A 23,129-nucleotide genomic window follows, 5' to 3' on the forward strand; every position below is an offset into this window, starting at 1 on the left:
ACACACCATCGATCAACTCCAGCCGGCACTGAAAAGTGCACAGGACGGCGAAGCCTTGCCTGCGTGCAATCAACAAAAACAATAAACAAGAGGTGGAAAATGAAACTGAATAGCCGCGTGATCCCGTGTCTCTCTGCTCAGCGTAAGTGTGCTGTCTGGATTAAATTCAGCAGCGCCATCGCACTACTCAGTGCCTCCACTATTGCCAGCGCCAATGGCATTGCCTTAAACGAACAAAGTGCAAGCAGTGCGGGAACTGCTTATGCGGGAAGGTCATCTTCCGCGCTGGACGCCAGCACCATCTATGGAAATCCCGCAGGTTTGACCAAGTTGAAGCGCACTGAGATTTCCGGTGGTGCGGCGGTCGTTTCGGTGAGCGACGACATCAGTGATGCACAGAGCAGTGCCACAGGAACGAATAAAGGGGACTCCGTGCCGTTGGGAGTTGTGCCCTTCGCTTATATGTCGACGCCACTTGACGATCGTTTTTCGATTGGCCTGGGTCTCTATGCTCCGAGTGGTCTGATCAATGATTACGAGAGCACTTTTCAAGGCCGCTACCATGGTTCCTATAGCACGACAAAGGAGATTACCCTTCAGCCCACCATTGCCTGGCGGATCAATGATTACGTGTCCATTGGTGGCGGACCGACCATAAACCACTTCAATGCAAAGCTTCAAAACTACCTGGCCACCGGCGCTCTGAACAACGGCGAGGACACACTGGTCACCATCAAAGGCGATGACACAGCACTCGGCTACAACGTAGGCATCTTGGTTGACTTTACTGAGGCAACCCGTTGGGGGATCAACTATCACTCGAAGGTGGACTATGAACTCGAAGGGCATACTGAGGTTTCTGGCTCCCCGAGCGTGATCCTTCTGGACGGAAAGTATGACAACAAGATTGACCTCACTATGCCCGAATCCGTGGACACGTCTATCACCCATCATTTCAATAGTCGCTGGACGGGCTATCTGGGGACCACTTGGAAACGTTGGAGCCGGATCCAGAAGGTCGAGGCAATCAACAGCGGTCTTTCCCCCGTGGGTCAGGCGGCTGGCCTGGGAAGTGTGATCGAAGAAATGAACTGGCGCGACACGTGGAGCACTGCAGTTGGCGCCTCCTATCAATTGAACCAACAATGGCTGTTGCGCGCAGGCTACGCCTATGACCCGTCGCCAATCAGAAATGCCGATCGCAGCGTGCGCATTCCGGTTGGGAATCGCCAAGCCGTGACTTTGGGGGGGGCTTACTCACCGAATTCCGATCTGACGATAGACTTCGCTTATGGTTATCTCTGGGATTCCAAAGTTTCCGTAAAGCAGCCGAACAACTCCGGTGTTCAACCTGAATACAGTGCCAACTACGACAACAGTGCGAATGGAGTTTCAGTGCAGGCTACCTATCGGTACTAAGCGACCTGACCTAAGAGTCCTCAACCTTCGCGCTGCGTTATTGCGTTGCGTCCGTAGGCATCACCAGTGGCGTCGCGAAATTTAACGCAATCATGTACACCGAGCCTCTGCCCGGCTCGGTCAGCCCGGCGTGTGTGCAAATGAAGTCGAACACCGTCTCGGCCTGGGCTTCATCCACCACCACGTTGACCACCCGGGAGAGAACCGCCTCCGGCACCTCGTTGCGGGGGGCTTTGGCGGCCTGCAGTACGGCCACGCCGCGGCAACTCACGCTGTCCGCGCGCGTAATGCCATGCGCCTCTTGCAACAGCAGTAGCAGCCTGCGTTCCGTACCATCGTCGGGCAACACGCAGGTAATGAGTTTTGCCGCGCCGCCCGGAATACCCGCAACCGCCACGCTCATGAGGCACTCCCTTGTTCCAGCATTTCGCGGGGAATGTAGGTGGCGACTTTTTCCACGGGTGTCGCATAGATCATGCCCGCACCGGGAACATCCAGGTTGGCCGCGTGGTAGATGGCCTCGAGTACTGCGTCTTGATAGTCGGCCGCGACCAGCAGACTGACCACTTCTTTCTCCGCATCGATGGCGATGCTGAGCAGGCCGTGCCGCTCACGGGGGCCAAGACCGTGGGCGTGGTAGACAATGGCGCCTGGTGCGCCCATGCCCTGCGCCGCACGGATCACCAGGTCGGCACGCCCGACGGGGACAATGCAGGTGATCAGTGCAACGTCAGTCAGGTAGGTAATCCCTTCAGCTTTCATCCCGCTTCTCCGGTGTTCAATAATTGATTTGCAGGCTGTTGTGTGGCGGCCTTTGTCTGTCTCCACAGCTGGAAACGGGCCCACTGTCCGAGCAGCATGACGCTGATGACAGGACCGACGGATGCCATACAAAGAATGCCGAAACCCTCGACTGCGTTAGTGGCATTGCCCAGCCCCAGCCCCATGGCCAGAACGAGCGGCACGGTGATGGGCCCCGTGGTGACACCGGCGCTATCCCAGGCCACATTGACGAACTCTTCGGTCGAAAAAACCGTCAGTACCACAGCGATTAAATAGGGCGGCACCACCAGCCAGACCAGTGGCAGGCCGAACACCAGTTTGGCCACACCTACGGCAATACCGCAGGCGACGCCTATCGATACAGCACGTATCAGGCTGCGCTTGCGGATAAAACCGTTGGTAAGGGTTTCGGCGGTGACGCCGAGCGCATTCAGCGCAGGCTCGGCGACGGTTGCCCCGTACCCGAGCACCCAGGCGAACGCCAAGGCCAGCACCAGTCCCACTTGATAGATATAGAGAGGGGAGTTGTCCGCGCCGGGTGTCTGCATGAAGGCCGCCGGAATCAGCGACCCCGCGCTTCCTCCCAGCTTCGACAGACCGTAGGTCAACCCGAGATTGAACACGCACATGCCCACCACGGTGAGTGCGATACCGAGAAGGATCTCGCCGCGCCGCGGCAGGTTCTGGCGCAACAGCAGTTTCAGCACAACCATCAGGAATATCACCAAAGGCACGATGGCCCGCAGTCCCGAAACAATCTCCAGTCCGGGGCTGACTTCGTGCCAGGGTGCCGCCAGTTGTCCGGCCTCGGTAGCGGCTTGCGCGGCGGCGACGATTTCCGCCGGCGAGGAGATAGCCGCCACGTACAGGCCCAGCAGCATTACCCCGATGACGGGAAACAGCGAAGCCAAGGTGACAATACCGAACCCGGACAGCCCGGAACCGCCCTTGCCGGCGGCAGCCGCGATGCCGATGCCCAGCGCCAGCACCAGCGGTACAGTGACCGGCCCGGTGGTGACCGCGCCAGCATCCCAAGCCAAGCCGATAACTTTCGCAAGCTCAGGGTCACTGGACATGTACACCGTCAGCAACAGCACGGGCGCCAGCGATAAATAGATCAACGGCTTCAAGCTCCAGCCGTAGAGGAAGCGCAGCGTACCGGTTACAGCGGCCAGACCGACGCTGGCCCCCACAACCAGGACCAGTTCGCTGGTCCATTGGTTGAGTATCGCCCAGAGGTAGGGGGCGCGCTGCGCAGAAACGTTCTGCCCAGCGGCGCGCAGCGCGCCGATAGCGGGTTCGGCGAAAGTCACCCCGATACCCAGCAGCAGGGTAACCAGCAACACCACAGGCAGGGATAACTTGCGCGGAAGGTTGCTGCCGATTATTTCGCCGAAAGGCATCAGGCCGAGTTTCAGCCCTTCCATAAACAACATCAGCCCGACGATCACGGCGAACAAGCCGCCCGTGACAAGCAGCGAATCCTCCACCAACTGGCGCAAGATGATGATCTGAAACAGCACCAGGTACAGGGCCAAGGGCACCACGGCGCGAACCTGCTCCATCAGCCGGACATTGAGATAAGGCTTGAGGATGGCGGCGATCTCGCCAGCTCGTAATTTCGCCGTTTTGTGGGGCGCGGCCTGCCAGCGGCCATCGGCATCGCGAACGGGGGCGGACACCAGTTCACGCATGGGGATTTCGCGGCGACCGGCTCCGATCATATGCATGTAGTCGGCGTAGCGAATGGAGTCTTTCATAGGCTCATCTGTTCAGGTTGATCTACCGGTGTACGACTAACAGGTGCTCTCGTATTGTCGCGGCGCGGGTTAACAGCCGATGTGCTATTCCGGCCGCGAACAATTTTGCCTACGCTGAGCAGGTGAAGTTTTGACTTCGGTCAAGGTGCTGATTGCGCATTTGTGTCCGGGTGTTGCGAGCTGTGTCGTCAAGGTCGGCATGACCGAACAGGTATTGAGCTCATGTTGAGTGCGCAGCGAATGTGTTGCTCATCCTTCATTCGCCCAAACACCCGTCGCTGCGGTGCGCCGAACATAATCGGTAAAGTCACGTGCCGGACGGCCAAGTGCGCGCTGGACGCCGTCGGCAAGGGGGGTATTGCGCCCGTCGAGCACGGTGGTGAAGAGGTACAGCACCAGGTCAATTAACCCGGCGGGAAGTTGTTCCTGTTCCAAGGCCTCTTTATAGGCTCGCGGCGGCACGGCGAGGAAGCGGATATCGCGACCGGTCGCTTGAGCGATCTGATCGACCGCCTCGGCGAACGTCAGCGCCCGTGGGCCCGTCAGTTCATACAGCTGGCGTGAGTGTCCAGGTTGGGTCAGCGCCTGGACAGCAATCTCGGCAATATCCTCCACGTCGACAAAGGGCTCCGCGATATTGCCGACGGGTAGGGCGAGTTCGCCCTGAAGAATGGGCTCCAGAAAATGCGCTTCGCTGAAGTTCTGGAAGAACCAGCTGGCTCTCAAGATCGTCCAGTCGACACCGCTGTTTTGTATGACGCGTTCGGCTTGTTCAGCTTCGGCTTCTCCGCGCCCGGACAACAGCACCAGTTTGCTCACGCCACGTTTGACGGCCAGGTCGGTAAACGCCTGGACCGTTTCGACGGCGCCAGGAACGGCGAGGTCCGGCTGAAAGGAGATGTAAACGGCATCAACGCCATCAAGCTCCGCATCCCAGGTGATTCGATCCTCCCAGTCAAAGGGCGGATTTGCACCACGAGAACCCGAGCGCACCGGGCGTCCAGCCGATTGCAATTGCTGGAGGATTCGCCGGCCTGTTTTCCCCGTGCCACCGAGAATGAGGATGGTTTTTTGGGTGGTGTTCATCGCATTCATCTCCGTCGATTTAATGTGAGCAATACTCACGTTAAAAAGATGATAGATGCTCATGTTCTGCCGTCAACCAACGTCAGAACGGAAACCGACGTATGGCCATCTCCTTGGGTGTGTGGATAGGCGGTGCTAAGGTGAGTGCTTGTCACGTTATTAATCGAGAATCACGCCAGTGCCGAAGAAAGCCACCACCGGGCTCGAGAAAACCATTTCAGAGCCAGCGCGACGTAATCCCACGCAACAACGTAGTCGCGAGCGGCTGGAGCGAATCCTTGCCGTGGCAACGCAGCTGATCGCGACCAAGGGCAGCGATTCGTTAAAGATGAGTGAAATTGCCGAGCGCTCGGAGATATCGATCGGGTCGCTTTATCAGTATTTTCCAGACAAGAGCTCGGTGATCCGCACACTGGCCGAGCGCTATAACGCCGAGAGTCGCCGGTGTATCGAAGCCGCACTGGCAGCGGTTCAGGACGCGGCAGGGTTGCGCGAGGCCTATGCGAACCTGCTCGATCAATACTTCGACATTGTTCAGGCAGAGCCCGCGATGCGTGATATCTGGTCGGGGATGCAGGCCGACAAGCAATTGGTGGCGCTGGAGTTGGAAGAGAGTCGTGTGGCGGGCCGGCTACTGACCGATGCGATGCTGCGGGTATTTCCAGGCAGTGATGTGCAGCGCGTTGCGGATGCCGCTTTTTTAATCTGGCAACTGGGTGAAGCGACCATGCGGTTGGCCATCACCTGCGAACCTGAAGAGGGGCGGCGACTGGTGGATGCGTTCAAACGCATGTCGCTCGCGGAAATCATGGCACCCGCAAGCGATGCTTTGGGCAGCACCGGGTCGAGCGAAGTCGACCCTGCTGTCAACTGAGCCTGTTAAACAAAAGGTTGGCCGGCAAAACCACGAGGCAGTCTTTGCAACCCGGCCATGGCGGAGAGCCGTTCGACCCAGGCGGCACGCCAATCATTGGCGGTGTGAGTGGCTTTGGTCTTGCGTGCGGCACGGCGTGCTGCATTGCGCTGGGCCTTGCGCGCTTCCTTGTACGCATCGGTGTTTCGGCAGCTTCGGCATTTCACCCGATTCAATTCCTGGGTGGAAGTGAGGTTGCTGCCCTTGTGACCGCAGGCCAGATGCCCGCTGACTTTGAAGTGGGTGACCATGGTACGTCTCCTTCGCGACGTGTGATGGTTTGACCCCTGGCGAACGACAGCGTTCGATCGCTGTGTTGCGAGCAAAAAAAGCCCAGCGCAAGGCCGGGTTGGGGGAGCGGCAGATACTCAGGCAGGGGCGAACACGGTGACGATGAGGTCGCCGTTCATGTGCCCTGAAACAGGCCCTGTTCTCGCGTCGCGTGTCCGGATCGAATCATCTGAACCGTGGGAGGGGCGGGTCGACAGGTTTCAACGACGACAGCGTGTTTCGAATCAGAGGCGTGTCTTTTTCGATGTCGTTCAGCCGGTCACGAATTCTGAGGGCTGTAGGGTGCCCTCCTTGATGATCGACCCAGTCGGCAATTTCCTTGCACGCGGCAGCAAGGCGAGCCTGGCGGGAGTCAAGCAGGGTGAGGAGGGTGGTGATGGACTCTTTTTCGGACATGGCAAACACCTCCGTTGAAGAACCTGGCAATTGGCAGCAAAAAGCCCGCTGGGTGCGAGCTGTCTGCCGATGGGGTCACTGATCCTTCAGCTATTTCTCAGTATAGTCCCGCAGCAGACGGGTGAATGGTCATCAACCTTGACGGACCATCAGTTGCGACGTGGCATTGAGCCGTTGGCATTCTTTTCTGGCATCCGCTTCAGAATCGTAGCCATCGCCGATGAAACCCTGGGTGCGAGTGTCGGCGATGCGATACCAGACGGCAGCGTCGGGTGGCGGGTGACCCGCTTCTCCGGCTCGGCGACCATGAATGATGATCTTGTTGCATCGCTTCACAACGAAAATGTCTTCCATGGCGTCACCGTAGCTAATTCTTGTTCAGATCAACTATAGAAGTTCTTTGTGATCGTGCAAAAAATAGACAGGTCAGTTCGTCGCTTCAGCAGTGGCGATCATTCGCTCAAGGAACATTGCCAGCCCGACTTCCTCTGGCCTGAGCCCTTTACGCAACCTGGGTCGGGGCAGTTCAGCCAAGGCTCCTAGCCAAAAGGCGTCGAACACTGCCGGATGGATATAGCATTTTCGGCACACCGCAGGCGTGTTGCCCAGTTGCCTGGCGACGTTTTTGACCATCTCCACGACTTGCCGTTTCGCTTCCGACTCCGGTTCCCACGGCATGTCGCGCAACACGGACAACGCCAGCACACTGCCCGCCCAGGTGCGGTAGTCCTTGGCAGTGAAATCGGCGCCCGTGAGGGTTTGCAGGTAGGCGTTGACGTCGGCGGAACTGATGGTGTGCCGCTCGCCGTTTTCATCCAGATACTGAAACAGGTTTTGCCCGGGAATGTCCTGACAGCGCTTGATGATGCGTGCCAGGCGCCGGTCTTTCACTGTGATCTGGTGCTCGACACCGCTCTTGCCGCGAAACTGGAACCGGATCGCACTGCCGTTGACTTCAACGTGACGGCTGCGCAGGGTGGTCAGGCCATAGGAGCGATTGTCCCGGGCGTATTGCGTGTTTCCGACCCGGATCAATGTCGCATCGAGCAAGGTGATGACAGTGGCCATGACTTTGTCTCGGCTGAAGCCGGGCGCCGCCAGCAACGTTTCGAGCTGTTTACGCAAGGTTGGCAACGCCTGGCCAAAGTCCCGCAGGCGCGAGTATTTATCGGCATCACGCACTTCACGCCAGCGCGGGTGGTAGCGGTATTGCTTGCGACCGCGAGCGTCGCGACCGGTGGCTTGCAGATGGCCGCGTGGGTCGGCGCAAATCCACACCTCCGTATACGCCGGCGGCACGGCAAGGGCATTGAGGCGTTTGATTTCGTCCGGGTCTGTAATGCGTTGAGCGGAAGGGTCGAAGTAGCTGAATTTTCCACGCAATAGTTTGCGGGTGATTCCGGGCTGCGTGTCATCGACATAGTGCAGGTCGGGTGGCAATACATCTGGCAGCGCGGTATCGGCCATGGCGCGTCATCCTCGACGACAAATCAGGGGGGCAATACAGCCATTGACCGCACCCATTCGCCGTCGTGCCAGCGGATTCAAGCCAGGACAGCCACCGCTTTGATTTGTGCCCAGAGCTGCTGTCCGGGATGCACCCCCAACTGGTCGCGAGAATAGCGGGTGATGCGTGACAGCAAAGGCGTGCCCGCGGCGTTCAGGCGGATCAGCACGTGGGCGGCATTATCGGCACCGATTTCACTGATGACTGTTACCGGCAAGCGATTGAGGATGCTGCTTTGCTCGATGCCATGCAGGCTCAGGCTGACATCGCGCGCTTGAACTTTGCAACGCAGTGCCTGGCCAAGCGGCATAGGTGCATGGGCTACGCGAATGCCCAGGTCGGTATCAGGCAACTGCAAGGTCAACAACTGATAGTGGGCGTCATACGCGCTCACGTGCCCCTCGATCACCACACCCGCGTCGTCGCCCAACGCCATTGGCAGGTCGAGGCGCGCGAGGGTTTCTCCGATGGGGCCGCTGGCCAGTGCCTTGCCCTCGCTGAGCAGGACGATATGGTCGGCCAGTCGGGCCACCTCATCCTGCGAGTGACTGACGTACAGCACCGGGATTTCCAGTTCATCGTGCAGGCGTTGCAGGTACGGCAGGATTTCGTTTTTTCGCTGACTGTCGAGCGCTGCCAGCGGTTCGTCCATCAGCAACAGTTGCGGGCTGGTGAGCAGCGCACGGGCGATGCCGACTCGCTGCCGTTCGCCACCGGAAAGGTGCTGCGGGTGACGCTCCAACAGATGGCCGATTCCCAGCAGTTCCGTGGCATGACCCATGTCGACCCGACGCTGTTGTTTCGGGATGCGCTTGAGGCCAAATTCCAGATTCGCCAACACCGACAGATGCGAAAACAGGCTGGCTTCCTGGAAGACATAACCCAGAGCGCGCTTATGCGGCGGGACAAAAATCTTCTTTTCGCTGTCCTGCCAGACCTCATCGTTGACCCGGATGAAACCCTGTTGGGCTCGCTCCAGGCCCGCGATACAGCGCAGGCAAGTGGTCTTTCCCGAGCCCGAGTGTCCGTAAAGTGCCGTCACTCCACGACCGGGCACTTGCAAGTCCACGTCCAGGGCGAACCCCGAATAGCTGAGTTTCAGACGCATATCGATCATCGATCAGCTCCAGCCCGCTTTGGTTTTACGGCTGGAGTACAGCGCCAGCAATACTGCAAAGGAGAACACCAGCATCGCCCCGGCCAGCCAATGGGCCTGGGTGTATTCCATGGCTTCAACGTGATCGTAGATTTGCACTGAAACCACGCGGGTCTTGTCCGGAATGTTGCCGCCGATCATCAGCACCACACCGAACTCGCCGACGGTGTGGGCGAATCCGAGAATCGCCGCGGTGATAAAACCGGGTCGCGCCAGCGGCAGGATCACGCTGAAGAAGGTGTCCCACGGATTGGCACGTAAGGTTGCGGCGACTTCCAGCGGACGAGTGCCGATGGCGGAGAACGCGTTTTGCAGCGGCTGAATCACGAACGGCATTGAATAAAGCACCGAGCCGACGACCAGCCCCGCAAAACTGAATGTCAGGGTGCCGAGCCCCAGCGATTGAGTGAACTGGCCAACAACGCCGTGAGGCCCTAGCACCAGTAACAAATAAAAACCAATCACCGTGGGCGGCAGGACCAGGGGCAGGGCGACGATCGCCCCGACCGGGCCGCGCAACCAGGAGCGGGTGCGCGACAGCCATAACGCAATCGGAGTGCCGATGACTAGCAGAATGGCTGTCGTCAGGGACGCCAGTTTGAGGGTCAGCCAGATGGCGGCGAAGTCGGCACTCGTCAGCGTCATTTAGAGTTGGTAACCGTAGGATTTGATGACAGCGGCAGCTTTCGGCCCCTTGAGGTAATCAACCAGCGCCTTGGCAGCCGGGTTGTCCTTGCCTTTGTTGAGGATCACCGCGTCTTGTTTGATCGGGTCATGCATGTCGGCGGGTACGATCCACGCCGAACCGCTGGTGACTTTGCCGTCTTTGTAGATCTGCGACAAGGCTACAAAGCCAAGTTCGGCGTTGCCGGTGGAAACGAACTGATAAGCCTGGGTGATGTTCTGGCCTTCAACGATCTTGTCCTTGACCTTGTCGGTCAGGCCCAGCTTGGCCAGTACTTGAGTGGCGGCCAGGCCGTAAGGCGCGGCTTTGGGGTTGGCGATGGACAGGTGTGCGTATTCGTTCTTTTTCAGCACGTCGCCCTTGGCATCGACGTAGCCATCTTTGGCCGACCACAACGCCAGGGTGCCAATGGCGTAAGTGAAGCGGGAACCCTTGACCGTGTCGCCTTCGGTTTCGAGTTTTTGCGGTGTGGTGTCATCTGCCGAGAGGAACACTTCGAACGGCGCGCCATTCTTGATCTGGGTGTAGAACTGGCCAGTTGCACCGTACGCGGCGACCAGTTTGTGCCCGGTGTCTTTCTCGAAATCGGCAGCGATGGCCTGGATCGGGGCAGTAAAGTTGGCAGCAACGGCGACCTGGACTTCGTCCGCGTGGGCGGAGCCGAAAGCAAAGACTGCGATCAGGCTGGCGAGGCAGGAAGGGGCAAAACGTGAGGCACGACTGGTCATCAAATGGCTCCGTGGTAGGCGAGTGCAGCAATGGGGGTAATCGCTATATAAAAGAATATATAGCGAAATGCCTTTAAACGGAACGTGTTGGTTTGTCGCATAAACCTGTGCCGCTGCCGCAACCTTTGGCGGCGGCTACAGGGCTGGTCTTATAGACGGGTCAGCTTGGCCAATGCTTCTTCTGCCAGGCGTCGGGTCAATTCTGCTGTCGTCATTTCAGCGCTCAATCGGAACGCCTGGCCAGCCCACAGGTTGCTGAAGTCTGCCTCGTCCTTGGCTCGCAACGGCATCAGCGCGCCGCCGGCGAGCGGGAAGGTCGGCGCTTTATCGCTGATCGGCCCGAGTTCGCGCATCACCCGGTTGAGAATTCCTCGGGCGGGGCGCCCTGTGAAAATGTTGGTGACGGCAGTCTCGCTTTCTTTTGCCGTGCGCAACGCTGTGTAGTGAGACTTGCTGACCTTGGCTTCTGGCGTGAACAAGTAAGCAGTGCCCACCTGTACCGCCGAAGCGCCCAGCATGAAGGCGGCCGCAACGCCTCGCGCATCACTGATCCCGCCGGCAGCAATCACCGGTACTTTCACGGCATCAACGATCTGAGGCACCAAGGCGAACGTCCCCACCTGGCTGCTCAGATCCTCGCTGAGGAACATCCCGCGATGACCACCGGCCTCGTAACCCATGGCGATGATGGCGTCGCAGCCATGCTGTTCCAGCCAGACAGCTTCTTCGACGGTAGTGGCTGAGGAAAGTATTTTCGCGCCGGTGGCTTTTACCCGATCCAGCAAGGATTTTTCCGGGAGGCCGAAGTGAAAGCTCACGACTTCAGGGCGAAACTCTTCGACCAACTCACAGGCGGCGGCATCGAACGGCGCTCGATTTGAAACGGGCGTCGGTGCTTCGAAATCGACGCCCAGCTCCCGGTAGTAAGGTTCCAGCAGTTGCTTCCAGTCCCGGGCGCGCTGCTCATCAGGCGCCGGAGGTTGATGGCAGAAATAGTTGATGTTGAATGGGCGCTGGCAGTGTTGGCGAATCGTCTTCAGCTCCTCGCGCAGTTGCTCGATGCTCAGCATGGCCGCAGGCATCGAGCCCAGACCGCCGGCGTTACTCGCTGCGATGACCATTGCCGATCCATTGGCGCCGGCCATGGGGGCCTGGATGATTGGCACGTCGATACCAAGCAGGTCAAGAATGCGGGTGTCTGGCCATTGGCTCATTGGAATGATTCTCCGACATCAAAACAGGGCAGGGACGGTAGAACAGGTTTTTACCAGCAATGACTGGCGCAGGGCCAGCCGACTTTTGGCCGGCTGGCTGGAAAACAGCGCTTAACGTCGATGCAGGCCACCGCCGCCCCCAAACGAATGACTCATGAACTGAGAGGAGCTGTGGTAGTTGTTAAAACGTTGGTTGCCGAAGTCGCGGGCGGCAGACTCCCGATCCAGGCTTTGCATTTGCGTGGTGTTCACCGGGTTGACTCGAGTTTCGCCGCCCCTGACCATCGACTGCCAGCCATCATCGGTTTTTCTGTAGACGTTGCCATCATGCCCGGCGTAGACGCTGTCACCGACATGACCTACGCCTGAGTTACGTCCGCTGATGCCGCCGTACTGGGTGGTATTTCCGGTGTTGGGGTTGTAAACGGCACCACGGTTGGCATCGACCTGCGTCCCGTAACGAGCATTGCCGACTGTTACATGCTGCCCCGCGATCGCGCCGCCATCAGGCCCTACAGCAACGCCACTGCGCCCCGCCGCATAATTGCCGGTGTAGACGTTGTGCACCGCGCCGCGTTGACCGGCTGCCGCGACACCGGTCCGTGAGTTGTAGGAAGAGTCAACCTCACCCGCCCAGCGATTGCCGGTCCAGGCGTTGTAGCCGGCACCGTATCGACTGACTGACGCTCGATCACCCCATTGGCGGTAGATGTTGCCAGTTGTACCGGCCCAGCCACCGGGGCCCCAGGCAACAGCGCCACCGTGATAGCCATAGGCGCCGCCGGCCCAAGGCAATGGCGCCGGATAAAGGTGAGGGCCCCAGGCATACCCCCAGCCGTAATTTCCCCACCAGGGATAGGCGCCCCAACCCCAACCCATGGCCACGGTGCTGCCACCCCAACTCCAGCCGAAACCAAAGCCGAATGTCCAGCCGGTCCAAGGGGTGTAGCGCATGGCGACGCCAAATCCGTAGGTTACGGGTGGCCCGTACCAGACGCTGCCCACCCACGGTGTATAGGGATAACCCGTGCCATAAACCACCACGCCGCTGTCCGGATCAATTGTGGTGCCCTGATACCCCGGCGTATAACCCACCACCACGGTGTCGCCATTGGCCTCGTAGACTTTGACGTAAGTGATGTAGTGCATCGGTGAGTTCGGTGGAATCGAGTAGATCACCGACGGCACGGAAGTGGCGACCAGCCATGGGCCTTGAACCGAGCTGGCGTTGAACCAGATGCCGTTCTCGACTGCATACCAGCTGTTGGCGTCGACCATGATGATTGGCGTTGCTGTGTTCACCACGTATTGCAGCGGCGTGCCGCTGATGGCCTTGAGTTGCGGTTCTCCGTCGAACTGCGGCGTACTCATTTTGACCGCGCTTTTGTTGATCGCCGAGGTTTGCGGGATGGTGGCCGCAATGGCGGCTTCCTTGGCCTGTGGCGTGCCGGCGACGGAGGCCTTCACGTTCTCCTTGGCGCTGTCATCGGGAATGTTGGCGAAGTCGGTGGGCAGTTTGTCGGCGGGGACGAACGTCCATGGCCCCTTCATGTCAGTTGCCTTGAACCAGCGTCCGGAGATCAGCACATAACTGTCCTGGTCACCGATTTCCTTGAAGAGGTGTCCGGTAGTGTTGGTGACATAAAGCAGTTGGGTGCCTTGAATCGGTTGCCACTGGGGCGCATGGTCGGTGACGATCAGCTCGGTCGGCGCGGTGGCGATATGGATCTGCGGGATCGGTGGCTTGGCCAGGGTCGGTATCTTGTCCTTTGGATCACTCTGATCGGTCAGCAGGTCGACCTGACGGCTCTGGATCGCAGCTTTCCTGGCTGTCTCCAGTTCGGCCGAGGGCGATGGCACCGGCGTGTATTGGCCGCCCAACTGATCCGCGATCATCCAGCCATCAAATACATGCAGGTAGTGTTTGCCTTGAGCATCCTTGAGCATCCTTGAGCAGCAGCGGGCGGGTGTTGATGACCCGCTCCAGCGAAGTGCCGTCTACCGGGCGATAAGCCGGTTCCCCGTCGATGTACACCAGGATCGCCGGTACATCAGAGGTGATGATTGCCGGCGGCGCGTTCTCGATAGGTTCGCCACTGGACTTTTTCTCGGCGGCAAGCACCCCCACAGCGGCTTCCAGTTGATCGAGGGAAATGGTTTTCTTGCGATCGGTCGCGTCTTTTTGCAGAGCCGCGACCCAAGTGTCAGATTGCGCAGCGCTGGATGGAAAATCGGCTTTGATGAGGGTGTATTGATCGAGCGCAACCCAGCGGGTGGCTTTGTCGACCAGTGTATGGGCGCTGAATTGCACAATTGCGTAGGTGGATTTTCCATCGGCGCCGGTGGCCTCGACCGCTGCCCGCGCCTGCAAGGTGTAACCGTCCCAACTGTCGAGCTGTGGCTGGTAAACGGTTAGCCTGGTATCCCCGCTGGTCAGAACTTGAGGCCAGGTCGGCGCCGACGGTGCCTCGTTGGCAGGGGCCCCGGAATGGGTCGTCGGTGCGGCCTGCACCGAGGTAAAAAACAACAGGCAGAGCATCAGCAGAACGATACGGAAGCGGGGGTGAGGCATTGTCAGCTCCATTGACGAGACAGCTTTTCGGGTATTTCAGTACCGCGAAAAACAGCATAGTCGCACCGCTTGGAAACGCTCGGCACTTAGACGCTTTAGCTTAAAGTCTTGTACGGCGAGATGTTTCTTTGTGGTATTTCAAGGGTCCACCTGATTGACTCCATTGAGAGGCAGTGATGTTCAAAGGCATTTTGATCGACAAAGACGACAGCGGCTACCGGGCCACACTGCAAGAGATCAATGACGATCAACTGCCCGAGGGCGATGTAACGGTACGCGTGGCGTACAGCACGCTGAACTTCAAGGATGGATTGGCAATTACCGGCAGCAGTCCGGTGGTGCGAAAGTTTCCGATGGTGCCGGGGATTGATCTGGCAGGTACTGTCGAAATCAGTGATCACCCGGACTACAAGGTCGGTGATCAAGTCGTACTCAATGGCTGGGGTGTAGGCGAAGGGCATTGGGGCGGGCTGGCACAGAAAGCACGTCTGAACGGTGACTGGCTGATCCCGTTGCCAAAGGAATTTACCACCGCTCAGGCCATGGCGATCGGCACCGCAGGCTACACGGCCATGCTGAGCATCCTGGCGCTGGAGCATAACGGCGTGACGCCCGAGCAAGGCGAAGTGCTGGTGACCGGGGCCAACGGCGGTGTCGGCAGTTTCGCCATCGCGCTGCTGAGCAAGCTGGGCTATCGCGTCGTCGCATCCACCGGGCGCACGTCCGAGCACGACTACCTCAAACAGCTGGGTGCGAGTGAAATCATCGACCGCGCTACGTTGTCCGAACCCGGCAAACCACTGGCCAAAGAGCGTTGGGCGGCGGTCATCGACTCGGTCGGCAGCCACACATTGGCCAATGCCTGTGCCAGTACGAAGGCGAATGGCACGGTAACGGCCTGTGGCCTGGCACAAGGCATGGACTTCCCGGCCTCTGTCGCCCCGTTCATTTTGCGCGGTGTGACCTTGGCCGGGATCAACAGCGTGACCCAGCCAAAGGCCAGACGCGTGTTGGCCTGGAATCGACTGGCCAAGGACCTGGACTTCTCGTTGTTGCCGCTGATCAGCCATGAAATCGGCTTGAGTGAAGCCATCGATGCCGCACCGCGCTTGCTTGCCGGGCAATTGCGCGGGCGGGTGGTGGTCGATGTGAATCGCTGATCAGCGCGTCTCGCGTTCCAGCAACTGACGCTTGCGCTCAACCCCCCAGCGATAACCCGACAGGTTGCCATCGCTGCGTACCACGCGATGGCAAGGGATTGCCACCGCCAGGCTGTTCGCGCCACATGCCTGGGCCACGGCGCGCACCGCCTTCGGCGAACCGATGCGTTGGGCGATGTCGGCATAGCTGGCGGTACGGCCGGCGGGAATCTCACGCAGGGCTTGCCAGACACGTTCCTGGAACGCCGTGCCGCGTACGTCTAGCGGCAAGTCGAGGCCGATGGCCGGGGTTTCAATAAACCCTACAACCTTGGCGATCAATTGCTCGAAATCATGGTCGGCACCGATCAGGTTCGCGCGGCGAAACTTGTCTTGCAGATCGCAGACCAACTGGTGCGGGTCGTCCCCGAGCAAAATCGCGCAAACGCCGCGTTCACTTTGAGCAACCAGAATCGCCCCCAGGGAGCACTGGCCGACGGCAAACCGGATGTCGTTGTTCTGTCCGGCAGCGCGGTAGTCTCCAGGCTTCATGCCTAACAGGTGATCGGCTGCTTCATAGAATCGACTGTTGGAGTTGAAACCGGCCTCATACAGAGCGTCGGTGACGGTCCCCCCATCAGCCAGGCGTTCGCGCACCTTGCGCGAGCGATGGGCCGTGGCGTAGCCCTTGGGTGTCAGCCCGGTGACGGCTTTGAACACTCGATGGAAGTGGAAACTGCTCAGGCCCGCTGCGTCGGCCAGTTCATTGAGCGCAGGCAGATTTTCGGCAGACTCGATGTGCCGGCAGGCTGCGGCCACCGTGGCCGCGTGTTGAGCGGCGACATCACTTTGATCTTTAACGGCTCGTTTGCTCGGACGATAGCCTGCCGCCTGCGCTTGCTCCGGCGTGTCGAAAAACTCCACATTCTGCGGTTTTGGCAAACGTGCGAGGCTGCTGGGGCGGCAGTAGATGCCGGTGGTTTTTACGGCATAGACAAATTGCCCGTCCGCGGCAGGATCGCGGGCGACGACCGCGGCCCAGCGAGGATCGATTTCAGTCACTGTTTTAGTCGAATGAGTTGTCATGTCGGTATTTCCATTGACCTGTTTCATTCAGATTAATCAGACAGAAGAGGCGCAGCACTCCGGGTCTTGCGGTCAAATTCGAGCGCATCATCGTGCAGTGCGAAACGTGAAGTTGATCCGTTGTTCGCCCAGCCTCGGATGATGCCCGTCCTTGATCGGCAGTACGCCGTGATAGCGCAAGCGGTCCACGCCACCCCAGACTACGATGTCGCCATGGAATAGCGGCACGCGCTGGCTTTTATCGCCTCGTTCGAAGCCACCGAACAGGAAGGTCGCCGGCAACCCCAGCGACACTGACACGATGGGTGCTGCGTAGGAGTTTTCGTCTTTGTCCTGGTGCAATGACATTTTGGCCCCCGGGACATAGCGGTTGATCAGGCAGGAATCGGGAACAAACGCTGCAAATCCCGCTTCACGTGCCGCTGCTTGGGCCAGTTCGAAAAACACCTCAGGCATCTCGGGCCAGGGGTTTCCAGTCTGTGGGTCGTCGCGCGTGTATTGATAGCCGCTTCGGTCGGTGGTCCAGCCCCAGGTGCCGCAACTGCTCAAGGCCACTGACATGGTAAAGCCGCCGGGCGTGACCATCTGCCGAAACGGCGCAGCTGCCAGGATTGCGTCCAGGGCGATCAGCAACGGGTCCAGCCAGGGTAGGGCGAAGCCGTGCAGGACGCAGGATTGTTCACCGATCTGCAAGCGTTTGGGCGGTTGCTCGGGGTCTGCGTCAGCAAACAAATCCAGGGTAATTGGGCTCATGACTCATAACGCATCGTGAAAGATGATTCCAAGGGTATGCCGTTTTCCGCTGTGCAGGCGACTCACGCCGTGGCGCATGTTCACTCGGTAATACCCGCGAATACCTTTGACCGGCCGCTGGCTGACGGCAAAGATCACGGCATCGCCTTTTCTCAGGTCAATGACTTGAGGGTGTGATTGCATTCGGGGACGCTGTTCGGTCAGCACGAACTCGCCACCGGTAAAGTCTTCGTTCGGTTCTGACAGAAGAATCGCCACTTGCAACGGGAAAACGTGTTCGCCGTACAGGTCCTGATGCAGGCAGTTGTAGTCCTGCGGGCCATATTGCAGCAACAAGGGCGTGGGGCGCTCCTGACCGGCGGCATGGCAGCGTTGCAAAAAAGCTTCATGCGATGCAGGGAAACGCGTCGGCAGCCCCATGCATTCGTGCCAGCGATTGGCAATCGGTACCAGGCCGGGGTAGAGCTCGCTGCGCAATCGGGCGACGGGATCCGGTAGAGGGTATTTGAAGTACTTGTACTCGCCCCGACCAAACCCGTGACGAGCCATTATCACCTGAGAACGAAAGCGTTCGGGCTCCCCATAAAAGGCGCTGATTTCGTCGCAGTCCGGGGCGCTCAGGAGCGATCTGATAATGGCCCAGCCATCCTCATCGAGTTGTTGCTCCAGCATATTCTGACTCCTTGACCCAAGGTTGAGGTAGTCAGTCTAAACAGGGGGGAGGGGGCGAACACTCCGGCGCTTGCGGTCAAATTTCAGAAGCGGGAGCCAACATCCATGTGGTCGCTCCGCAGGCTATTACAGCGCTTTGCTGACGCTGATCTCGCTGATGACGTCCTCGCTCTGGCCATGAATGGCATCGAGCGCGGCCTTGGCTTCTTCGGCGGTGCCGTTTTCAAGCTGGGCAAACTCGAAGCGGCGTTCACCGTTGAGTTTGTATTTGATGACGTACTTGGTCGTTTGAGCCACGGTCATGTCTGCCTTTCTTCGTCTGCGGACGTTGCTCAGCTCAGTTTCGAGCTGGAGCGACGGATGATCTTGATCGAGTGAGTCAGGGTCGGTTTACGTGTAACACTGATCGGGCGGCGGTTGACCGTGTCGATGGTGATGTTCCAGAAACCGGTGCTCGGCGCGGTGATCCGGGCCGGGAAGGTGTCGAATGCGCCGCCGTGGTAAGTGTGACGACCACCATTTTTGAAGCTGCGGAAGTTGGCGTCGTTCATCAAGCGGATGTTGCACGTTTGGGAGCACTGGATGACGACAATGTCGTCTTCATTGAGGTGCTCGCGCTGGTGGATAAATTTCATGGGGCGCCTCCAGAAGGGCTTTTTCTACAAAATCAAAACGATAGCATGGGCGATTGGCGCAGTTTATCAGCCCGAACAGGTTATTATCGGGTCGTCGGGGTCCGCTTTGACAATTAAAAACAGTTATTCGGAATTCTATGAGCGATAAAAGCGGTACGCCTCGGAGAAAATCAGCATTTGCGCTGTCCGAGGGTCTTTATCGGAGGTTTTGTATGAAGTGGGGTGTGTTAGTCCTGCCGGTGGCGTTGGTCATGAGTGGCTGCGCGAGTGTTTCGGAGATCAACGAGACGCTGCCGACCATGAGCGTGATCTCAGGCAAGAAGCCCCATGAGTACGCGCAGTGCCTGGTTACACAACTGGCCGAGAGCCGTGGCGCTCTACAGGTGGAGCCGCACAAGGACGGGATGCGCGTGATTGTTCCGGCGAAGTTCTCCTCGGATCCGGCAGCTGTCTTTGACATTGAAGAACGCTCCGGTGGTAGCAGCATCAAGCTGCATGAGCGGATGTCCAATGTGCCAGTGCGTCCAAAAGACGTGCAGAAAGCAGCCAATACCTGTATTTCCGGCTGATAGACTACTCACTGCAATCAACATTGATGCCGTCAAGGTTTTGCTTTGACGGCATTGTCATTTCTGGAGTCGGGCATGAAGCGAGAGCAGGTTCGGGAGCGCCATGCAGAGGGCCACATCTCTGCCACCCATGTGATTCAGAATCCGGCGAATTCAGGGGAATGGATCGTGTTTTTCAAGAAAAGCGCTGGGCGCAGCTATTTTCTGGTGGACGATAACGATGAAGTCGAATCTTTCTGTCGTCTCGACGACTTGATCGAGACCGTGCGCGGTCTCGGGATCAAATTTGCTGAAATTCACATATAGCGTCAGCGCCTTACTTGCACACCACAACCACGCTCCGGTTCTTGAAATTGCCGACGTCGACACCCAGGGTCTTGTCGCTTTCCTTGGTTGACGGTGTGCCGTCGGTGCCGACAATCCGGTAGCCGGTGCCAGCGCAGGAGGTATCGGCTTTTTCGTAGCACGTGGCCCAGGAGTTGGCTTCGCCGGAGCAGTCGATGGCCAGTCCCTGCTTACCGTCCTTCAGATACGTGGTTTCCGAGGTGGCGCAGCCACTCAGGGTCAACACAGCAATCAGCGGCAAAAATCTATTCATGTCGTTATCGTCGTCAGAAGGGTGGGCTAAGCCTGTGACAGCGCTGGCGTCAAAAGGTTATAGCGAAGGGCCACTTTCGTACCGGCAATCACAAAAAAGCCCTGCGCGAAGCAGGGCCTGGTCAAAAAACGGCTTCAGATCAAGTCTTGTCTTTACCACGGCGTTTGACGGTTGGGTGTTCAAGTTGCAATACGGATGCCACTTCAATCGCGAGCGCTTCGGTAGGGAATGGCCCGGCGATATTCTCGCCGCCGCCGAAGTTGTTTATCCACCATTGGCCGTCTTTCGCCTGAATGATCAGGAACCCGTTGATGCTTTTTGCTTCCGACATCTATCTGCCTCGTTGGCTGGTTCAATTGCGCCATGATAGCGCCAAATGCACTCGGAGAGTGCCGATGGGCGTATGGTGGTGCGTTCGCAATCTCGTTTGAATGTACGCTGATCTCTGCTATCTATTGAGGCTGCAGAATGGCTGCTCGGCTATTTGCGGAACTATCCGCGAGAATATTTCTCTATGATGGCATCGGTTAGCCAGTGCGGGGCATTGTAAGGTGCACGCCGCCTGATTAGACTGCGCCGAAACTCGTACACACAGCCCTTTCAAGGACTTATATGATCAAGAAATGCTTGTTCCCAGCAGCCGGTTACGGTACTCGCTTCCTGCCAGCGACTAAAGCCATGCCTAAAGAAATGCTGCCGGTGGTAAACAAGCCACTGATCCAGTACGGCGTCGAAGAAGCTCTGGATGCCGGCTTGACCGAAATCTCCATCGTCACCGGTCGCGGCAAGCGTGCCCTGGAAGACCACTTCGACATCAGCTACGAGCTGGAAAACCAGATCAAGGGCACCGACAAAGAGAAATACCTGGTCGGTATCCGTCGTCTGCTGGATGAGTGCTCCTTCTCCTACACTCGCCAGACCGAAATGAAAGGCCTGGGCCATGCCATCCTGACCGGTCGTCCGCTGATCGGCGACGAACCGTTCGCCGTGGTACTGGCGGATGACTTGTGCGTCAACCTCGAAGGTGACGGCGTGCTCAAGCAGATGGTCAAACTGTACAAGCAGTATCGCTGCACCATCGTCGCGATCATGGAAGTAGATCCGCAGGAAACCAGCAAATACGGTGTGATTGCCGGCGACCTGATTGGTGACGACCTGTACCGTGTACGCAACATGGTCGAGAAGCCAAAACCTGAAGATGCACCTTCGAACCTGGCGATCATCGGCCGTTACATCATGACTCCGGACATTTTCAGCCTGATCGAACAGACCGAGCCAGGCAAGGGTGGCGAGATCCAGATCACTGACGCCCTGATGAAGCAAGCGCAGGACGGTTGCGTCATTGCCTACAAGTTCAAAGGCAAGCGTTTCGACTGTGGTGGCGCTGAAGGCTACATTGACGCGACCAACTTCTGCTTCGAGAACTTCTACAAGACCGGCAAGGCTTACTGATAGCGCCTGACCCACTTGTATTGAAAAGCCACCTTCGCAGACTGTGTGAAAACGCGCTGAAGGCCGGCCCAACAAACGCCCCGACTTGTTCGGGGCGTTTGTTTTGGTGCGGGCGACAGGCGAAAAAAGCCTTTCAGCCCATTAACGCCATCAATTGGCGGGCCCCGAGCACACTAATTGCGCGTTTTAGGTTGTAGGCACTCACTGCCAAGGCCATTTCCGCTCTCGCGCCCTCCAGTTGACGCAACAGGAAGCGAGCATTGCCAAACAGCCATTGCTTCAGGTTGCCGAAGGGGTGCTCAACAATGGATCTTCGGTTGGCCATCATCTGCGGATGGGCCAGCATTCGTTGCTCCATTCGCTCAAAGGCTTCTTCATGGGCGTGGCGTGAGACGTAGCGGCGCTGAGCGCCAGTGCATTGGGATTTGAGCGGGCAGGCGGCGCAGTCGCTGACATCTGCCTGATAGATCCGATCGCCCTTGTGGCGCTGTTTGAGCGTTAACCACTTGCCTGCCGGGCACTGATAACGATCGTGTTCGGCTTCGTAGATAAAGTCTTTGCGCTCAAAAAAGTCCTCACCACCAGGATTGACCGAGCGGTTGGGCGGCACATAAACGGTAATCGCAGCCTCCTCGCAGGCCTGAAACTGCTGGCCGTTGGAGTAGCCGGCATCGGCAGTCACGGTCAGGGCATCTTGTTCCAGCTGTTCTTTGGCGGCTTTAGCCATTGGTTCGAGTTGCTTGCGGTCGTCGCCATCCTGGGTAACCTCATGATGCAGAATCAGGCAATGCTTGGCATCCACGGCGCTCTGCACGTTATAGGACACACGCGGCCCCTTGGGCGTGCGCATCATTCGGGCATCGCTTTCGTGGGTGTTGAACTGCTCCAGGCCCATCGAGTTCATCAGCGCTTGGCAGCTCTGATTGTCCTGCTGGCGAACTTTAAGCTGCACCAGTGCTGTTTTGATCGCGCCGCGATCAATCACCTCTCCCGCATCGAGCCTGTCAGCCTCATCCAGTTCGGCCAGATACTGAGCGATGCGCTTATCCAGTTTTTCTTCCTGACGCTTGAGTTGCTTGAGGTTCATATGGCGCCGCGAGGAAGCGACTGCCTGAAACTTGCTGCCGTCGATGGCCACCAAGTCTCCTGCGATCAGACCGGCCATGCGGCAAAACCGGACGAAGGCACCGCACGTCGCCACAAAGGCGGATTTGTTGTTTTTGCGAAAGTCGGCGATGGTCTTGAAGTCGGGCTTAAGCCGGTTGATCAGCCACATCACTTCGATGTTGCGCTGGCACTCGGCTTCGAGACGCCGCGATGAGCGAATCCGCTGAAAATAGCCATAGAGGTAGAGCTTGAGCTGATCGGCAGGATCATAAGAAGGACGACCTGTGCTTTTGGGCAGCGCTTTATCAAAGCCCAGTTGCACCAGATCCAGCTTGGCGACGTACAGGTCAATAACCCGAACGAGATGATCCTCGGGGATCAGTTCTTCCAGCGAGACCGGGAACAGACTGGTCTGGCTACGGGACTCACCTTGGATGTAAGCCATAACGAAAAATGCTCCGTATCTTTCGATACGGAGCATTTTCTTTGAGCTTTGCGCAGATTGCTAGGTTTTCACACAGTCTGTTCGGGTGGCTTTTTCATTTTCTGGCCCCATATCGTTTGCAGTGCTTGCCCGGTGGGCGTCTGTGGGTATGCTGGTGGACTGC

28 protein-coding genes are annotated in these 23,129 nt (G+C 58.3%); 6 read left to right on the forward strand and 22 right to left on the reverse strand.

Annotation, left to right across the window (positions count from 1 at the left end; translation table 11 throughout):
- Positions 1–99 precede the first annotated feature (99 nt).
- Positions 100–1,419, forward strand: coding sequence for an outer membrane protein transport protein (locus LOY55_RS14890; protein WP_258668258.1), 1,320 nt, complete (start codon positions 100–102; stop codon positions 1,417–1,419).
- 37 nt (positions 1,420–1,456) lie between these two features.
- On the opposite strand, the gene LOY55_RS14895 is transcribed toward LOY55_RS14890, so the two are convergent.
- From LOY55_RS14895 to LOY55_RS14910, 4 genes are all read right to left on the reverse strand, one after another.
- Positions 1,457–1,822 (reverse strand): hypothetical protein, encoded by a 366-nt coding sequence (locus LOY55_RS14895; RefSeq protein WP_258668259.1) that lies wholly within the window; start codon positions 1,820–1,822, stop codon positions 1,457–1,459.
- Positions 1,819–2,181 carry a P-II family nitrogen regulator gene (locus LOY55_RS14900; RefSeq protein ID WP_077430220.1) on the reverse strand — a complete coding sequence of 121 codons (363 nt, stop codon included), beginning with the start codon at positions 2,179–2,181 and terminating at the stop codon, positions 1,819–1,821. The genes LOY55_RS14895 and LOY55_RS14900 overlap by 4 nt, the downstream gene beginning before the upstream one ends.
- Positions 2,178–3,962, reverse strand: a complete 1,785-nt coding sequence (locus LOY55_RS14905; protein WP_109784741.1) for a DUF1538 domain-containing protein — start codon at positions 3,960–3,962, stop codon at positions 2,178–2,180. The genes LOY55_RS14900 and LOY55_RS14905 overlap by 4 nt, the downstream gene beginning before the upstream one ends.
- Positions 3,963–4,211: 249 nt before the next feature.
- Positions 4,212–5,048: an NAD(P)H-binding protein gene (locus tag LOY55_RS14910; RefSeq protein ID WP_258668334.1), complete on the reverse strand. Its 837-nt coding sequence runs from the start codon at positions 5,046–5,048 to the stop codon at positions 4,212–4,214.
- Between the two features lie 178 nt (positions 5,049–5,226).
- Here LOY55_RS14910 and LOY55_RS14915 point away from each other — a divergent pair, with 178 nt between their 5' ends.
- Entirely contained in the window at positions 5,227–5,922 is a 696-nt protein-coding gene (locus LOY55_RS14915) for a TetR/AcrR family transcriptional regulator (RefSeq protein WP_109784743.1), read from the forward strand.
- 5 nt (positions 5,923–5,927) lie between these two features.
- On the opposite strand, the gene LOY55_RS14920 is transcribed toward LOY55_RS14915, so the two are convergent.
- From LOY55_RS14920 to LOY55_RS14965, 10 genes are all read right to left on the reverse strand, one after another.
- The gene (locus tag LOY55_RS14920; RefSeq protein ID WP_046027393.1) at positions 5,928–6,212 is read right to left on the reverse strand and encodes a hypothetical protein; all 285 of its coding nucleotides are present in this window, start codon (positions 6,210–6,212) and stop codon (positions 5,928–5,930) included.
- A 205-nt stretch (positions 6,213–6,417) separates the two neighbouring features.
- A complete protein-coding gene (locus LOY55_RS14925) occupies positions 6,418–6,648 on the reverse strand; it encodes a hypothetical protein (RefSeq protein WP_007946177.1) in 231 nt (76 codons plus the stop codon).
- Between the two features lie 132 nt (positions 6,649–6,780).
- Positions 6,781–7,002 carry a hypothetical protein gene (locus tag LOY55_RS14930; RefSeq protein ID WP_046027392.1) on the reverse strand — a complete coding sequence of 74 codons (222 nt, stop codon included), beginning with the start codon at positions 7,000–7,002 and terminating at the stop codon, positions 6,781–6,783.
- A gap of 72 nt (positions 7,003–7,074) precedes the next feature.
- Positions 7,075–8,115, reverse strand: a complete 1,041-nt coding sequence (locus LOY55_RS14935; RefSeq protein WP_258668260.1) for a DNA topoisomerase IB — start codon at positions 8,113–8,115, stop codon at positions 7,075–7,077.
- Positions 8,116–8,192: 77 nt separating this feature from the next.
- Positions 8,193–9,272 carry a molybdenum ABC transporter ATP-binding protein gene (gene modC, locus LOY55_RS14940; protein WP_258668261.1) on the reverse strand — a complete coding sequence of 360 codons (1,080 nt, stop codon included), beginning with the start codon at positions 9,270–9,272 and terminating at the stop codon, positions 8,193–8,195.
- A gap of 3 nt (positions 9,273–9,275) precedes the next feature.
- Entirely contained in the window at positions 9,276–9,956 is a 681-nt protein-coding gene (gene modB / locus LOY55_RS14945; RefSeq protein ID WP_258668262.1) for a molybdate ABC transporter permease subunit, read from the reverse strand.
- Positions 9,957–10,724, reverse strand: coding sequence for a molybdate ABC transporter substrate-binding protein (gene modA / locus LOY55_RS14950; protein WP_109784747.1), 768 nt, complete (start codon positions 10,722–10,724; stop codon positions 9,957–9,959).
- Between the two features lie 149 nt (positions 10,725–10,873).
- On the reverse strand, positions 10,874–11,938 hold the full coding sequence (locus tag LOY55_RS14955) for a nitronate monooxygenase family protein (protein ID WP_258668263.1): 1,065 nt from the start codon (positions 11,936–11,938) through the stop codon (positions 10,874–10,876).
- A gap of 111 nt (positions 11,939–12,049) precedes the next feature.
- Positions 12,050–13,885: an autotransporter gene (locus LOY55_RS14960; RefSeq protein WP_258668264.1), complete on the reverse strand. Its 1,836-nt coding sequence runs from the start codon at positions 13,883–13,885 to the stop codon at positions 12,050–12,052.
- Positions 13,842–14,510: a hypothetical protein gene (locus LOY55_RS14965; protein WP_258668265.1), complete on the reverse strand. Its 669-nt coding sequence runs from the start codon at positions 14,508–14,510 to the stop codon at positions 13,842–13,844. Before LOY55_RS14965 ends, LOY55_RS14960 begins: the two co-directional genes overlap by 44 nt.
- A gap of 176 nt (positions 14,511–14,686) precedes the next feature.
- Between LOY55_RS14965 and LOY55_RS14970 the strand changes: the two genes are divergently transcribed.
- Positions 14,687–15,670 carry an MDR family oxidoreductase gene (locus LOY55_RS14970; RefSeq protein ID WP_109784750.1) on the forward strand — a complete coding sequence of 328 codons (984 nt, stop codon included), beginning with the start codon at positions 14,687–14,689 and terminating at the stop codon, positions 15,668–15,670.
- Here LOY55_RS14970 and ada read toward each other — a convergent pair whose 3' ends face one another.
- From ada to LOY55_RS14995, 5 genes are all read right to left on the reverse strand, one after another.
- Positions 15,671–16,735 (reverse strand): bifunctional DNA-binding transcriptional regulator/O6-methylguanine-DNA methyltransferase Ada, encoded by a 1,065-nt coding sequence (gene ada, locus LOY55_RS14975; protein WP_109784751.1) that lies wholly within the window; start codon positions 16,733–16,735, stop codon positions 15,671–15,673.
- 87 nt (positions 16,736–16,822) lie between these two features.
- Positions 16,823–17,488 (reverse strand): DNA oxidative demethylase AlkB, encoded by a 666-nt coding sequence (alkB, locus tag LOY55_RS14980; protein WP_258668266.1) that lies wholly within the window; start codon positions 17,486–17,488, stop codon positions 16,823–16,825.
- Between the two features lie 3 nt (positions 17,489–17,491).
- Positions 17,492–18,160, reverse strand: a complete 669-nt coding sequence (locus LOY55_RS14985; protein ID WP_258668267.1) for a 2OG-Fe(II) oxygenase — start codon at positions 18,158–18,160, stop codon at positions 17,492–17,494.
- Between the two features lie 126 nt (positions 18,161–18,286).
- Entirely contained in the window at positions 18,287–18,463 is a 177-nt protein-coding gene (locus LOY55_RS14990) for a hypothetical protein (RefSeq protein ID WP_158283912.1), read from the reverse strand.
- Positions 18,464–18,492: 29 nt separating this feature from the next.
- Complete coding sequence (locus tag LOY55_RS14995) at positions 18,493–18,795, reverse strand: DUF1883 domain-containing protein (RefSeq protein ID WP_008065357.1); 303 nt, start codon at positions 18,793–18,795, stop codon at positions 18,493–18,495.
- A gap of 212 nt (positions 18,796–19,007) precedes the next feature.
- Between LOY55_RS14995 and LOY55_RS15000 the strand changes: the two genes are divergently transcribed.
- Both LOY55_RS15000 and LOY55_RS15005 read left to right on the forward strand, forming a co-directional pair.
- The gene (locus LOY55_RS15000; protein WP_109784754.1) at positions 19,008–19,364 is read left to right on the forward strand and encodes a hypothetical protein; all 357 of its coding nucleotides are present in this window, start codon (positions 19,008–19,010) and stop codon (positions 19,362–19,364) included.
- A 75-nt stretch (positions 19,365–19,439) separates the two neighbouring features.
- The gene (locus LOY55_RS15005) at positions 19,440–19,670 is read left to right on the forward strand and encodes a hypothetical protein (protein WP_046027380.1); all 231 of its coding nucleotides are present in this window, start codon (positions 19,440–19,442) and stop codon (positions 19,668–19,670) included.
- Positions 19,671–19,680: 10 nt separating this feature from the next.
- Here LOY55_RS15005 and LOY55_RS15010 read toward each other — a convergent pair whose 3' ends face one another.
- Positions 19,681–19,962, reverse strand: a complete 282-nt coding sequence (locus LOY55_RS15010; protein WP_109784755.1) for a hypothetical protein — start codon at positions 19,960–19,962, stop codon at positions 19,681–19,683.
- A 139-nt stretch (positions 19,963–20,101) separates the two neighbouring features.
- The gene (locus LOY55_RS15015) at positions 20,102–20,293 is read right to left on the reverse strand and encodes a hypothetical protein (protein ID WP_109784756.1); all 192 of its coding nucleotides are present in this window, start codon (positions 20,291–20,293) and stop codon (positions 20,102–20,104) included.
- A gap of 281 nt (positions 20,294–20,574) precedes the next feature.
- On the opposite strand from LOY55_RS15015, the gene galU reads away from it, so the two are divergent.
- Entirely contained in the window at positions 20,575–21,414 is an 840-nt protein-coding gene (gene galU / locus LOY55_RS15020) for a UTP--glucose-1-phosphate uridylyltransferase GalU (protein WP_046027377.1), read from the forward strand.
- Between the two features lie 133 nt (positions 21,415–21,547).
- Here galU and LOY55_RS15025 read toward each other — a convergent pair whose 3' ends face one another.
- The gene (locus tag LOY55_RS15025; RefSeq protein WP_223525272.1) at positions 21,548–22,966 is read right to left on the reverse strand and encodes an IS1182 family transposase; all 1,419 of its coding nucleotides are present in this window, start codon (positions 22,964–22,966) and stop codon (positions 21,548–21,550) included.
- Between the last annotated feature and the right edge of the window lie 163 nt (positions 22,967–23,129).

The sequence above is a fragment of the Pseudomonas sp. B21-040 genome (assembly GCF_024748695.1).
In the GTDB taxonomy this organism is placed as follows: domain Bacteria; phylum Pseudomonadota; class Gammaproteobacteria; order Pseudomonadales; family Pseudomonadaceae; genus Aquipseudomonas.

Bases quoted from the DNA above. Each gene is read 5' to 3' on its own strand.
- LOY55_RS14890 (WP_258668258.1), top strand. From the start codon at position 100: ATGAAACTGAATAGCCGCGTGATCCCGTGTCTCTCTGCTCAGCGTAAG.
- LOY55_RS14895 (WP_258668259.1), bottom strand. From the start codon at position 1,822: ATGAGCGTGGCGGTTGCGGGTATTCCGGGCGGCGCGGCAAAACTCATT.
- LOY55_RS14900 (WP_077430220.1), bottom strand. From the start codon at position 2,181: ATGAAAGCTGAAGGGATTACCTACCTGACTGACGTTGCACTGATCACC.
- LOY55_RS14905 (WP_109784741.1), bottom strand. From the start codon at position 3,962: ATGAAAGACTCCATTCGCTACGCCGACTACATGCATATGATCGGAGCC.
- LOY55_RS14910 (WP_258668334.1), bottom strand. From the start codon at position 5,048: ATGAACACCACCCAAAAAACCATCCTCATTCTCGGTGGCACGGGGAAA.
- LOY55_RS14920 (WP_046027393.1), bottom strand. From the start codon at position 6,212: ATGGTCACCCACTTCAAAGTCAGCGGGCATCTGGCCTGCGGTCACAAG.
- LOY55_RS14925 (WP_007946177.1), bottom strand. From the start codon at position 6,648: ATGTCCGAAAAAGAGTCCATCACCACCCTCCTCACCCTGCTTGACTCC.
- LOY55_RS14930 (WP_046027392.1), bottom strand. From the start codon at position 7,002: ATGGAAGACATTTTCGTTGTGAAGCGATGCAACAAGATCATCATTCAT.
- LOY55_RS14935 (WP_258668260.1), bottom strand. From the start codon at position 8,115: ATGGCCGATACCGCGCTGCCAGATGTATTGCCACCCGACCTGCACTAT.
- modC (WP_258668261.1), bottom strand. From the start codon at position 9,272: ATGATCGATATGCGTCTGAAACTCAGCTATTCGGGGTTCGCCCTGGAC.
- modB (WP_258668262.1), bottom strand. From the start codon at position 9,956: ATGACGCTGACGAGTGCCGACTTCGCCGCCATCTGGCTGACCCTCAAA.
- modA (WP_109784747.1), bottom strand. From the start codon at position 10,724: ATGACCAGTCGTGCCTCACGTTTTGCCCCTTCCTGCCTCGCCAGCCTG.
- LOY55_RS14955 (WP_258668263.1), bottom strand. From the start codon at position 11,938: ATGAGCCAATGGCCAGACACCCGCATTCTTGACCTGCTTGGTATCGAC.
- LOY55_RS14960 (WP_258668264.1), bottom strand. From the start codon at position 13,885: ATGCTCAAGGATGCTCAAGGCAAACACTACCTGCATGTATTTGATGGC.
- LOY55_RS14965 (WP_258668265.1), bottom strand. From the start codon at position 14,510: ATGCCTCACCCCCGCTTCCGTATCGTTCTGCTGATGCTCTGCCTGTTG.
- LOY55_RS14970 (WP_109784750.1), top strand. From the start codon at position 14,687: ATGTTCAAAGGCATTTTGATCGACAAAGACGACAGCGGCTACCGGGCC.
- ada (WP_109784751.1), bottom strand. From the start codon at position 16,735: ATGACAACTCATTCGACTAAAACAGTGACTGAAATCGATCCTCGCTGG.
- alkB (WP_258668266.1), bottom strand. From the start codon at position 17,488: ATGAGCCCAATTACCCTGGATTTGTTTGCTGACGCAGACCCCGAGCAA.
- LOY55_RS14985 (WP_258668267.1), bottom strand. From the start codon at position 18,160: ATGCTGGAGCAACAACTCGATGAGGATGGCTGGGCCATTATCAGATCG.
- LOY55_RS14990 (WP_158283912.1), bottom strand. From the start codon at position 18,463: ATGACCGTGGCTCAAACGACCAAGTACGTCATCAAATACAAACTCAAC.
- LOY55_RS14995 (WP_008065357.1), bottom strand. From the start codon at position 18,795: ATGAAATTTATCCACCAGCGCGAGCACCTCAATGAAGACGACATTGTC.
- LOY55_RS15000 (WP_109784754.1), top strand. From the start codon at position 19,008: ATGAAGTGGGGTGTGTTAGTCCTGCCGGTGGCGTTGGTCATGAGTGGC.
- LOY55_RS15005 (WP_046027380.1), top strand. From the start codon at position 19,440: ATGAAGCGAGAGCAGGTTCGGGAGCGCCATGCAGAGGGCCACATCTCT.
- LOY55_RS15010 (WP_109784755.1), bottom strand. From the start codon at position 19,962: ATGAATAGATTTTTGCCGCTGATTGCTGTGTTGACCCTGAGTGGCTGC.
- LOY55_RS15015 (WP_109784756.1), bottom strand. From the start codon at position 20,293: ATGTCGGAAGCAAAAAGCATCAACGGGTTCCTGATCATTCAGGCGAAA.
- galU (WP_046027377.1), top strand. From the start codon at position 20,575: ATGATCAAGAAATGCTTGTTCCCAGCAGCCGGTTACGGTACTCGCTTC.
- LOY55_RS15025 (WP_223525272.1), bottom strand. From the start codon at position 22,966: ATGGCTTACATCCAAGGTGAGTCCCGTAGCCAGACCAGTCTGTTCCCG.